This window comes from Altibacter sp. (assembly GCF_019913785.1).
Taxonomy (GTDB): Bacteria; Bacteroidota; Bacteroidia; order Flavobacteriales; family Flavobacteriaceae; genus Altibacter.
In genome coordinates this window covers 111860-124413 of sequence record NZ_JAIOHK010000060.1, presented here as the reverse complement: position 1 = coordinate 124413, position 12554 = coordinate 111860, and the positions used below count along the sequence as shown (strand labels likewise).

Below are 12554 nucleotides of genomic sequence, written 5' to 3'. Positions count from 1 at the left end.
CTATTCTATTTGATATTATTCAAATTTAAGCAATTATCTATTTACATCGAAAGTAAAACCACTTAAATAGAATCACTACAATAGGTTCTTCTCTAAATGTTAAAGTATCGCGTTATTCCTTTACAATACTTCTTGTTTCCACTCCCTTTTCGGTATATAAGGTCACAAAGTACATGGCAGCATCAAATTTTGAAAGATCTACCTGATAACTGCTTTGCGGATTAAATACAACTTCTTGTATTTTTCTTCCTTGTACATCGTAAACTTCCACCTTTTCAATAGTAATATAAGGAGACACTATTTGAATGTTATGGGAGGTTGGATTGGGGAAAATCACGATATGCTCTAGGCTATTATCCTGAGTTCCTAAAATCACTTCAGGTTCAAACAACAAGGTAAACCGTTGGTTAAAAGTGCCCTTTGCACTTTTAAACTCATAATCACTTGCACTTAAATTATGGATACTGTTTTCCCAATTGTCAATTAAGAATATCGTAGCTTGATCGATATTTGTTCCTTCCAAATTGGCTATAGAAATAATATAAGACACCTCGGCATCTACCTGACTTGCAAAGCCGATTGGTACCTTTATCTGAGAATCGAATGCTTCACGACTCTGTATACCTAATTGTTCTGTTCCATCTTCTAAGTGAGAGTATAACGATATTGTGGTGGCCAATCTGTCTGCGTCATAATTTTCATCCAAACCAGGAGTCGCCTGTGGGTTAAAGGCAACCAAGGCATGACTTCCGACATTGTATTGTTCGTTTCGCACCTTAAGCAATACCTTGTCAACTTCAACGCCTTTTCGCAAGGTGGTATTTCCTGTGGTAAGTCGCATCGAATTGGTAAACGTAATAGTTCCGGCCGCTTGGGCAAAGAATCCGAAGCCTTGTCCGGTAGAGATCACTCCGTTTGGTTCGGTGCTCGTACCTGGGTCGTTGGCAGCAGGTAGTGCGCCACCATCAATATACATGGATATATCGTCCATACTGAAGTTAATACTTCCTGCACCGGGAATACTACTACTGGGTGGTGTTAGATGTTCCCAGAAATAAATTCGAGTTACCAAAGAATTATCGGCAATAAACTGAGAGGCCGAAATAGCCGACGGATATGGGTTAGCGATGACGTTAGGAGTACCATCACCATTGCTTGCCAGACCATTGAAAACAATGGGTCTACTAATATCTCCATTGTTCAGTGTCCCTTGAGTATAGGTCATATTGTAGGTGGTATTGGCAGGATCGGTATAACCAGACTGCGGTCTTACTATAAAGCCTTCACCATTATTGATATTTCCGGAATAGGCATTCCAAAAATCACCGTTTTCATCGGCAAAATTGGTTCCTCCAAGAGGAACACCGGGATGGGGAATGAAATTCGCAGGGGTATGATTAAGCACCAAAAAGGCACTGTTGAAAACACCGTTGCGAGTCTCTCCATCCATAGGACTACCCATGACCATAAAATCACGTGTCTGTAATATTGGCGTAGTGAGCTCAACGTCGATACTATTACCACCATTGTTTGTTACAGTTGCATCCGTATCTATTTGGACAACACTACCCGTATGTTCCACAACCATATTGCCATTTACCACAATATTGCTGTTCACATTTAAATAACTATCGGCTCCCACGGTAAGTGTGGCACCATTATCGACTTGTATTGTACAGGCATCGAGATTACCATCTGCAGCTGCTGAAGTATTATAATTTCCTGAAATTATAACGGGATTCGTAGTGTCCGGTGCTCCGGCCGGACTCCAGTTGGTTCCATTCCAAGTTTTGGTAACGCCCGGGCATGTTAAAAATGCACCTATTGGTCCAAACAGATAGGTTCCATCCAGTCCTGAAAAAGTACCCGATAAAGTTACATTTGTACCAAATGCGCCTAGGGTCGCTGTTGCTGTTTCAACCAGCGAACCATTATCATCTCGGGCTATGACCAAAGAATTTCTTGTGACTCCTACCGTGCCACCCACTGCGGTCTCCCAACCGGCAATTTCGGCTTCGGTAAAATAAAAGGCAACATTTGTATTGCCGGCACCAGATGTATTTGCAGGTGTAATAGCAAAGGTTTTATCCATCACCAAATTTGGAGAAGTACTTCCATCGTAGGGTTGTGCTCCTGTTCCTGCTCTCGTAACAGCAACATCTACACAGCCATAGTTTTCCGAATTGTTATTCGTAATATCCAACATGACATCACCACTACTAGCGTCGGCAGTATAGATTGTCCCTGCACCCATTAGCAACTTTTGATCGCTCGTTCCGTTATTCACAGCTGTTTGCACTGCTGTATTGACTGTTGCGTCAACACTTACCGTATCAAGACCCAAATACCATTCACCCGTTACGTTATGGTGTCTCACCACAAAATAACCCGGTGTACCAATTACTGCATTTAAATTATGACTTCTGGTTTCAGAACCAACGGCTGGAATCGTCCGGTCATTTTCCAAGACTAATAAGGTACTCGACAATATGGCTGCTTCATTCGAAATGTCTGTTACAAAGTATACCGAATAATGTTCACTAAAAAAATTTGGATCGGTTGCTGATCCAATTTCGTAACTCACCGAAGCCGCTGTTGCTCCAGCTGGAATTGTAAACTGTGGGCTCATCAAGTAATTATTCGGTGTGTAATTTGAACCGTTCCACGAAAAACTCCTAGCCGCATTTCCTACATAACCATGTATACCATCAAGGTTGGAAATAACCCAATCAAAGGTATCTCCATCTGCATCTATGCTAGTCCATCCTGTAGGCACTTCAAAATCTTCAAATAATATGTTCAAATTTTGGGTGACTGTTGGTGCTACATCGTTATCATTAATCGTAATGGTCAAAGAATTTGCATTCGTATTTGCCGTTGCATCGCCTCCATTGGGATTTACGGTAAATTCGATGATAGCCGTTTCAGTACTTTCCACAAAGGCATCGTGATAGATACGTACCGTCATATTTTGTGAAGTGGTCTGACCTTGCAAAAAGGTTACTGAAGTTGTGATAAGATCAAAGTCGACACCATCAGTGGCAGTACCACCGGCTACTGCAAAATTCACATCGGCATCCTGTGAAGGCGCCATGGCTATGTTTAGAGGAATAGTGACATCTGTATAACTACAATCGGTTTGTTCGGTTAATGAAGAAGTCGTTGTTCCATACGAAATTTGAGGCGTACTCGCAGCAATATTCCCGCCGGTTACAACCAGAGAGAAATCTTGAGCTCCACCTGAAAGTGTCCCTTTGTGAGTTACTGTTAGTGTATATTGTCCCGAAGCTCCGCTAATATCAATTCGCTCATAAGGATCCACCGTATTATCCCCGGTACCGTTCGAGTTCACTCCAGTGAGCCTCCATGGTGTAAATGTTGATCCGTTATTCAATCGAAGATCCAGGTCGTTTACTAAAGCAGGCGTACTACTATTGGTTCCACTATTGATGGCTCCCGCAGGATCATTCCATGAAATAGAAGCCTTTAAGGGATTCACCCCATCAGATTGGATTGTCACTTGATAGGTTTGACCTTGTGATATAGTTAATTCGGAAATCACTGCAGACGCAGGATTGGCTGTTATTGTTTCGGCTGCAAATTTTGCATTTAACAAGCCCCAACCTGTTTCGGCATCGGGCCCTAGGGCTGCGGTATCATCTGCTGTGTGTAGTGCCAAGCCTTTAAGCGTCGCCGCTTTCATAAAGGCTGCATTGATATCAAAATAATGTTCTTGCAGCAGCAGTAAAGTCCCTGTAACATTGGGCGCCGACATAGAGGTTCCGGTAAGGTTTCCATAGGCGCTATTACTGGTCTCTAACGAAGAATACAAACTGGTACCATTTCCCATTATGTCGGGCTTGATTCGATAATCATCTGTTGGTCCTTCACTACTTCCTGAGTTTCGATTGACAGATATTAAATTACCGCTTCCATCAATACTGGCATCTTGACCATTGGCAATTACAAAATTATTCTTAGCGGTTGCTGTTCCGTTTAATTTATCAAATGCAGCGTTTCCAGCCAATGGATTTCCGTTTGCGGTATTATCATTACCGTCATTTCCTGCCGAATTCACCATCAAATAATAAGGCGCGCTATTCATTAATAGATCCCAGTCGCGAGCATCCGATCCATATTGACCGAACCAAGCATCCGGAATGGCAGTTGCATCAAATCCATATGAGTGGTTGGAGAGTAACATTCCTGAAGAGGCTTCGGAGGTGGCTTCGGTTAAATCGTTATTCCAGTCATGTGTTAAGGCATTAGCCTGCCATGCCATCCCTTTTGCTGCTGCAACAAAACCTGAAGCAACTATGGTTCCTGTAACGTGTTGTGCATGAAAACTATTTCCATTTATGGTAGTTACCCCATCATTGATAGTCACCCGGTTACTTCCGCCAGCACCATCGAATTCTTGGTGGGTAGGCCGCGTAGGTCCACCATCCCAAACATGCGCAGTTAAATTATCACCATCTACTGTTAGGCCTAAACCACCACCCGTGTTCAGATAGTTGGCTCGAGTAGATATGGAAGCATTGGCATTGTGCAGTTTATAGTAGATAGGAGCGCCATAAGACGTAATTCGTTGTAACTCATCAAAGGAACCATCCTCGTTGTATTTTTCGATGGGAATATTATTGATAAGGGCATAGGCAACGGCTTCCTCCTTTTCGGAAGTTTGTCGTTCACTAAACGTATTGTAAAGCGCGTTCAATTTGGCTTGATCGTAACCTGCGACAATCGCATTAACTGCTGTTGCATACTTGGTGGTATCTGCAATTTTTTGAAAACCGACTTGGGTGCTGGTACGTTGCTGACCGAAGCCAATAAAAAAAGATAACAGAAAAATGGAGAGAATAAAATTTTTCATAAGTTGGGGGTCTTGGGGACTATACTTCGTATTTTTATTTTAACATAATCTTCAAAAATATAATTTAATCCGATAAAAGCAATATTTATACGATGAAATGCGTATTTTTTTAACATATTCCATAAAAAAAGCCGTTTCAGAGGGCTGAAACGGCTAATCTTTTTAATAAAACTGGTGGTTTATCCTCCGAAATCGTCGAATCGGATGTTTTCATCCGGAATACCAAAATCCTCTCCCATCTTCTGAACGGCCTGGTTCATCAATGGAGGACCACAGAAATACAGTTCGATATCTTCAGGAGATTCGTGATGGTTCAAATAGTTGTCTATTACCACCTGGTGAATAAATCCTACAAACCCATCTCCTGCGTCCTCAATGTCTTTTTTCACCTTCCAATTATCTTCTGGAAGTGGTTCAGAAAGTGCCATATAAAACTTGAAATTAGGAAAATCCTTCTCCAAATTTCTGAAATGATCGATATAAAAAAGCTCTCTTTTAGAACGTCCGCCATACCAATACGTCACTTTACGACCGGTTTTTAAGGTTCTAAACAAATGATACAGGTGCGAACGCATCGGTGCCATTCCGGCTCCTCCTCCCACGTAGAGCATTTCCGATTCGGATGGATTGATAAAGAATTCACCATAAGGCCCTGAAATCGTTACCTTATCACCTTTTTTCGCATTAAATATATACGAGGACGCAATTCCCGGATTTACCTGCATCCATTGGTTTCTTGTACGATCCCATGGTGGTGTGGCCACACGAACGTTCAGCATGATCTCTCTTCCTTCGGCAGGATACGAAGCCATTGAGTAGGCGCGTTCTACCGTTTCGGTGTTTTTCATGACCAAGGGCCAAAGACCAAATTTATCCCACTCGGCTTGAAACTTATCCGGAGTTTCATGTTCTTCCGGATGCGCGGTAATGTCCATATCGGCGAATTTCACTTCACAGGGAGGAATTTCTATTTGTATATAACCCCCTGCTTTGTAATTCATATCCTCCGGAATTTCAACAACAAATTCCTTAATAAAAGAAGCCACATTATAATTTCTCACGACAGTTGCTTCCCATTTTTTAATTCCGAAGACTTCTTCCGGAATACGAATATTCATATCCTGTTTTACTTTTACCTGACAGGACAGGCGCGCACCTTCTTTTAACTCTTTTCTGGTAAAGTGCGGGGTTTCTGTAGGTAGCGCTTCGCCACCCCCTGAAAGTACGTGACACTCACACTGAATACAGGTTCCACCACCTCCACAAGCGGAGGGCAAGAATATTTTTTGATTTCCCAAAGTAGATAAAAGGGTGTTGCCGGATTCCACTTCGATCACCTTTTCGTCGTTGATGGTAATCTTTACCGGACCTGAAGGAGATAACTTCTGCTTTGTAAAAAGCAATAACGCGACTAAAAGCAAGGTTAAAACCAAGAAGGCAACAACGGTTGCAATGATAACGCCTAATGTGCTCGCTGCTAAAAACATATTATTGTTGTGTTTTTTCTGAAGCTTCAACCACTTCGGTCAAAGCTGTATTTTCATTATTTTCTTCGGAAGTATATTCTACATCCGCTGTTTTCACTTCAGAAACCTCTACGGGTTCGTCACCTCCGGTTAACATTCCTCCGAAGCTCATAAATCCTATCGCCATTAAACCGGTGATGATAAAGGTTATCCCCAATCCCCGAAGCGGTGGTGGTACATTGCTGTAACGTATCTTTTCACGAATTGCCGCTATCGCAACAATTGCCAAGAACCAGCCAATCCCCGAACTGAAGCCGTAATTCAATGCCAGTGTAAAACTTTCAATGTCTCTTGACTGCATAAATAAGGAACCTCCTAAGATGGCACAGTTTACGGCAATTAACGGAAGAAAAATACCCAACGAGTTATAAAGTGCCGGTGAAAATTTCTCTACTATAATCTCTACCAATTGTACCATGGTAGCAATGGTGGCAATAAACAAGATAAAGGACAAAAAGCTTAGATCGTAATCTGCATATCCTTCGCCCAACCATACCAAGGCACCTTCGCGCAAGATATACTGATCGAGAAGCCAGTTAAGTGGTACTGTTACGGTTAATACAAAAATAACCGCAGCACCTAATCCTACTGCCGTGCTCACTTTTTTGGAAACAGCAAGATAGGAGCACATTCCAAGGAAGTATGCAAAGACCATGTTGTCTACAAAAACCGATTTAAAAAACAATTCTAAATGTTCCATATTCTTAGGTTTCAGCCTTTCAGCCTACTAGTTTTCTTCGATTAGTGCTTTATTTTTACTACGTTGAACCCAAATGATAATTCCAACTACTATCAATGCCATTGGAGGTAACACCATAAATCCGTTGTTTTCGTACCCAATAGCGTACAATCCCGATTTCTCTACGGGATCTCCCAATACCTTAAATCCGAATAAGGTACCCGACCCCAACAATTCTCTAAAGAAACCGACGATGATCAATATGATTCCGTAACCGGCTGCATTTCCAATTCCGTCGAGGAAAGAGCGCCAAGGGCCGTTCCCTAGTGCAAAGGCTTCAAAACGTCCCATAATGATACAGTTGGTAATGATCAATCCAATAAATACCGAAAGCTCTTTGCTCAATTCATAGGCGAAGGCCTTCAAAACTTGATCCACAATAATTACTAAGGTGGCGACCACGATCAACTGTACAATGATTCTAATTTTCGATGGGATAATATTCCGCATAAGCGAAATAACCACATTCCCAACCCCTAAAACAAATACTACTGAAATGGCCATTACAATAGATGGCTTTAATTGTGCAGTAATTGCCAATGCGGAACAAATTCCCAATACCTGAATGGTAATCGGATTATTATCTGCTAATGGGTCTAATATTAATTTGCTGTCTTTCTTTGATAATAGTCCCATCGCTTATTGGTTTAATTTTTTAAAGTAAGGCACGTACATTCTAATATCTTTTTTAAGCATGGCTGAAACTCCGTCGCCGGTAATTGTGGCTCCGGCCAACGCATCCACCTCGTTGTCTGTAGTATCGGTATTTTTCGGATCGTTATTTCCTTTGGCCACTCGAATCCCTTCAAAGTTACCTTCAACCAAGAAACTTTCTCCTGTAAAATCGTCCATGAAATAGCGTTGCTTTATCTCGGCTCCCAATCCAGGTGTCTCTCCTTTATGATCAAAATAAACGCCTTGAACGGTCATCGATTTATCCACGGCAACGAATCCCCAAATGGCATCCCAGAGTCCTTTTCCTCGCACAGGAATTACATAGACCTCATTACCGTCCTTTTCACCAATAAACAACGGAAGTCTTCTGGTGTAGCTTTTATCCTTTGCTTTGGTCTCTTCTTTTTTAAGATCGATCAAGTAGGCATTACTATCTTCTGTGACCTTATCTCCTTCGATAACCAGCTGCTTGGTAATATATTTTTCAAATTCAGCTTCAACCTTATCTGTTGATATAAAGCTTACATCATTAGCACCTTCATTATTGTTGACACCCATGGCGTACAAAATGTTCTGCTGCTTTTCATAACGCTCGTTAGCTTTCACCAAAGGTTTTAAACCGCTGGCAAATCCTGCTAAAAGTGATCCAACCACTATTACCATGACAATGGCAAAAATGACGGTATAACTATTCTTATCTGTGTTAATTGCCATTGTTAAGCTGTTTTAACTTTTATACGTTTTAATCTTCTTTTAATGTTTCCTTGCAACACATAATGATCAATCGTAGGTGCAAAGACGTTCATTAATAATATTGCGAGCATTACCCCTTCCGGATAGGCCGGGTTAAACACTCGTATCAAGATCGAAATAAACCCAATAAAGAATCCATAGATCCACTTTCCTTTGTTGGTTTGTGATGCGGTAACCGGATCGGTCGCCATATAAACAATACCAAATGCCAATCCTCCAATTAGTAAATGCTGCCAGAAATCTAAACTCATCAACCCGTAAAACTTACTCGTTTCACCAATCCATCCGGCATCCACCACACCGTTAAAAATAAGTCCCATTGCTAAGGCTCCAATGATAGACGAAAGCATAATTCTCCAACTGCCAATTTTCGTAAATAATAAAAATAGGCCTCCCAATACAATTAAGAGGGTTGAAGTCTCCCCGATGGAACCCGGTATAAATCCTAAGAACATATCCATGACATCGTAAGCAACTGGCTGACTCTGTGCCAGACTACCTAAAATAGTTTCGCCCGAAATCGCATCGGGTTGTCCCACGGTATCAACCGCTCCATGGACCCATACTTTATCTCCACTCATCCACGTTGGATAGGCGAAGAATAAAAAGGCTCTAATGGTTAAGGCCGGATTTAAAATATTCATCCCGGTCCCTCCAAATACTTCTTTTCCAATGACTACTCCGAAGATAACAGCGATCGTCAACATCCACAACGGAATATCAATAGGTACAATTAATGGAACCAGCATCCCTGTTACCAGATACCCTTCTTCTACCTCATGACCTTTGATCACAGCAAATAAGAACTCTATCCCTAGACCTACTCCGTAGGAAACTAGTACTATGGGAAGCACTTTCCAAGCTCCCGTACAGAAATTAGTCCAGCTCCAAAATTCGGGGCTAAAAAAGCCGGCACTTACCGCCTGAATGTCTCCAGCTCCCAAATGATGTTGGTACCCGGCATTAAATATTCCGAAGATCAAACAAGGAAGCAACGCCATGATCACTGTGTTCATGGTACGCTTTAAATCGTCTGCGGCACGCACATGTGCTCCCGAATGGGTCGTTTCGTTGGGCAAATACAAAAAGGTGTGCAATGCATTGAATGCAGGTGCCATCTTTTTGCCCTTGTATTTTTCTTTTAGCGTATGTAATTTTTGTTTCAATCCCATAGCATTATCCTATTTCTTTATACATTAAATCGAGACCCTTTCTTATAATTTCCTGGTGTGGTTGTTTAGACACACAAATAAATTCGGTAAGTGCAAAATCTTCAGGAGCTACCTCATACATACCCAAAGCTTCCATAGCATCTAAATCTTCAACCATACACGCTTTCAGAATTTGTAAGGGATAAATGTCCATAGGAAATACTTCCTCGTAATTTCCGGTAACCACAAAGGCTCTGTGCTCACCATTGGTATTGGTGTCCAATTCAAATTTTTTATTCGGAAGCATCCATGAGAATGTCAGGGCGCGTGATGTCGAAATTTTATTAAAGACAGGTTTGGTCCAACCCATAAAGTCGTAATCATCCCCTTCAGGAATCACAGTGACGGTATTTTCATAGTAGCCCAAATGGCTTTTTACCGAAATCTTTTTCCCGCTAAGCACATCTCCGCTAATCACACGTACATTCTCTTCTGTTAAACCCGAATCGTATATAAAAGTCGCTACTTCGGAACCAATCTTTGTCGTGTAATATTTAGGTGTTTTTACTGAAGAACCTGCCAAAGCAATAGTGCGTTCGGCTTTGAATTTTCCGGTTATGAATAACTCGCCAATAATCACGAGATCTTGGGGTGAAACAGTCCAAACAGTCTCGCCCTTGTTCACCGGGTCGATCTTTCCAATTTGCACACCCACGTTGCCCGCAGGATGTGGTCCCTTTACCTTGTGAAGATTAATATTTTCCAGTCCTTCAAAAGGAGAAACTCCGCTTGCACCAACACAAACGTGAATAGCTCCCTCTGTTAATTTACGCAATGCCGTAACAGCAGCTTGCAATTGTTTTTCCTTTCCGCGTAACACGAAATCATAATCGGCAGCCAATGGTGCGGTCGTATATGCCGAAACAAAAATAGCTTTGGGGGTTACATCTGGATTTGCCAATACATCGTAAGGACGTTGTTTGATAAACGGCCAACAACCTGAAGCTAATAAATGTTTTTTTACATCCTCCGGTTTCATCGAATCCGGATTAATAATGCCGAAGTCCTTATAGGTATCTTGTTGATCTCCTTCAAGTACAATCTCCGTGATCACACGTTTTGCGCCTCTTTCAATCTTGGTAAGTGTACCACTTACAGGAGAAACAAATTTAATTTCTTCCTTGGCTTTCGAATAGAATAGAACGTCTCCGGCTTGTATTTTGGCCCCTTCTTTTACTACCATTTTTGGAGTGATCAAATGAAAGGCTGAGGGTCTAATCACAAAAGTTCTAGATCGAGGTGCGTTGGATAGCGTTTTGTCTGCTTCTCCTTTCAATCTAATGGTAAGACCTTTTTTAATCTTAATGTCTTTGGACATAGGATGCTAGTGTTAAAAAAATTCCTTTTGATTCCGTCCCGATAACTATCGGGAAAGCGAGTGCAAATTTATAAATTTAATATAGCATCACATAATAATTGTTTATAATTTTCACATAAAACAACAGCGGTATTTTAAGGCCTTATTTAGGGCACAAAAATTGTGTATCTTTAAACGCTTAAAATTTATTTTATGTATCGGAAAACAGTTGCTTTTTACTTCCTATTTTGTCTCACATTTTCAGTTTATTCACAGGTCGAGGAACGCGTAGCACCCTCTTATATAAGCACCATACAATTTAGCGGCACCACCGCTCAAAGTCAGTTGCCTATTATACGCCTTGGTGAAAGTCTGAATCTTACCTTTGATGCGCTGAATGGTGAAGAGGAAGATTTTTATTACACCATCACACATTATAATTTTGACTGGACGCCAAGTGATCTTTCTAAGGGGGAATATCTGGATGGGTTTGATGAAATGCGCATACAAACCTATGAGAATTCCTTAAACACACTGCAGCTATTTTCACATTATATCTTGCGTATTCCGAACAGGGACACGCGTAAGATTGAAAAGAGCGGAAATTATTTACTCAGTATTTATAACGATGATAACGCACTCATTTTTTCGAGGAAATTTATGGTAGTTGAGTCGGATGTTACGGTAGGTGTTGAAATTAAAAGATCCCGAGATCTCAATTATATAGAAGAAAAACAAGTGGTTCAGTTTGTGATAAATTCTCCAAGACTATTGCTCATTAACCCCAAACAAACGGTAAAAACGGTCGTTCTTCAGAACAGCAATTTAAAAACCGCCATCACCAATTTAAAACCCCAGTACACAATTGGAACAGAACTTATTTATAGGTATGACAAAGAAGCTGCATTTTGGGGAGGTAACGAATTTTTAAGTTTTGACAATAAGGATATTCGATCTGCAACTTATGGAATACGCAGGGTCGAACTAAACGATATTTATGAAAACTTCCTATACACAAATATCTCCCGAAAGGATCGGCCTTACACCTACAATCCCGACGTAAATGGAAATTTTGTGGTGCGCAATATTGACGCCGAAAGACAAAGTATTGAATCGGATTATGTGCGCATTCATTTTAACCTTCAGTATTTTGAAGATATTGGTGATAAGGAAATTCATATCTATGGAAATTTCAACAATTGGACTATTGACGGAACCACTTTCTTAGAGTACGATTCGACTAGCGATACCTATCGTACTTCCCGACTCTTTAAACAGGGATATTACGATTATAAATATGTACTTGTAGATCGAGATGGCTCGGTAGATGAAGGAGCCATTGATGGAAATTTTTGGCAGACCGAAAATCAATACACTGTTTTGGTCTATTACAGAGATCTGGGAGGTCGTTACGATCGCATTGTTGGGATGGGAACAGGAAGCTCTTCGAAAATCACAAATAATTAATCCGTAAAAAAAT

At 41.1% G+C, this 12554-nt stretch carries 8 protein-coding genes; 1 reads left to right on the top strand and 7 read right to left on the bottom strand.

What is annotated here, in order from left to right; translation table 11 throughout:
- Positions 1 to 112: 112 nt before the first annotated feature.
- The 7 genes from K8F54_RS10820 to K8F54_RS10790 form a co-directional block, all read right to left on the bottom strand.
- Positions 113 to 4873, bottom strand: a complete 4761-nt coding sequence (locus K8F54_RS10820) for a S8 family serine peptidase (protein ID WP_290790718.1) — start codon at positions 4871 to 4873, stop codon at positions 113 to 115.
- A gap of 179 nt (positions 4874 to 5052) precedes the next feature.
- Complete coding sequence (gene nqrF, locus K8F54_RS10815; RefSeq protein WP_290790716.1) at positions 5053 to 6360, bottom strand: NADH:ubiquinone reductase (Na(+)-transporting) subunit F; 1308 nt, start codon at positions 6358 to 6360, stop codon at positions 5053 to 5055.
- A gap of 1 nt (position 6361) precedes the next feature.
- A complete protein-coding gene (gene nqrE / locus K8F54_RS10810; RefSeq protein ID WP_290790714.1) occupies positions 6362 to 7099 on the bottom strand; it encodes an NADH:ubiquinone reductase (Na(+)-transporting) subunit E in 738 nt (245 codons plus the stop codon).
- A gap of 27 nt (positions 7100 to 7126) precedes the next feature.
- On the bottom strand, positions 7127 to 7774 hold the full coding sequence (locus K8F54_RS10805; protein ID WP_290790712.1) for an NADH:ubiquinone reductase (Na(+)-transporting) subunit D: 648 nt from the start codon (positions 7772 to 7774) through the stop codon (positions 7127 to 7129).
- Between the two features lie 3 nt (positions 7775 to 7777).
- Entirely contained in the window at positions 7778 to 8527 is a 750-nt protein-coding gene (locus tag K8F54_RS10800) for a Na(+)-translocating NADH-quinone reductase subunit C (RefSeq protein WP_290790710.1), read from the bottom strand.
- A gap of 2 nt (positions 8528 to 8529) precedes the next feature.
- Positions 8530 to 9738, bottom strand: coding sequence for an NADH:ubiquinone reductase (Na(+)-transporting) subunit B (locus K8F54_RS10795; protein ID WP_290790708.1), 1209 nt, complete (start codon positions 9736 to 9738; stop codon positions 8530 to 8532).
- 4 nt (positions 9739 to 9742) lie between these two features.
- A complete protein-coding gene (locus K8F54_RS10790; RefSeq protein ID WP_290790706.1) occupies positions 9743 to 11095 on the bottom strand; it encodes a Na(+)-translocating NADH-quinone reductase subunit A in 1353 nt (450 codons plus the stop codon).
- Between the two features lie 192 nt (positions 11096 to 11287).
- On the opposite strand from K8F54_RS10790, the gene K8F54_RS10785 reads away from it, so the two are divergent.
- A complete protein-coding gene (locus K8F54_RS10785) occupies positions 11288 to 12541 on the top strand; it encodes a DUF5103 domain-containing protein (protein ID WP_290790704.1) in 1254 nt (417 codons plus the stop codon).
- Positions 12542 to 12554 lie beyond the last annotated feature (13 nt).

Bases quoted from the DNA above. Each gene is read 5' to 3' on its own strand.
- K8F54_RS10785 (WP_290790704.1), top strand. From the start codon at position 11,288: ATGTATCGGAAAACAGTTGCTTTTTACTTCCTATTTTGTCTCACATTT.
- nqrF (WP_290790716.1), bottom strand. From the start codon at position 6,360: ATGTTTTTAGCAGCGAGCACATTAGGCGTTATCATTGCAACCGTTGTT.
- K8F54_RS10820 (WP_290790718.1), bottom strand. From the start codon at position 4,873: ATGAAAAATTTTATTCTCTCCATTTTTCTGTTATCTTTTTTTATTGGC.
- K8F54_RS10790 (WP_290790706.1), bottom strand. From the start codon at position 11,095: ATGTCCAAAGACATTAAGATTAAAAAAGGTCTTACCATTAGATTGAAA.
- K8F54_RS10805 (WP_290790712.1), bottom strand. From the start codon at position 7,774: ATGGGACTATTATCAAAGAAAGACAGCAAATTAATATTAGACCCATTA.
- K8F54_RS10795 (WP_290790708.1), bottom strand. From the start codon at position 9,738: ATGGGATTGAAACAAAAATTACATACGCTAAAAGAAAAATACAAGGGC.
- K8F54_RS10800 (WP_290790710.1), bottom strand. From the start codon at position 8,527: ATGGCAATTAACACAGATAAGAATAGTTATACCGTCATTTTTGCCATT.
- nqrE (WP_290790714.1), bottom strand. From the start codon at position 7,099: ATGGAACATTTAGAATTGTTTTTTAAATCGGTTTTTGTAGACAACATG.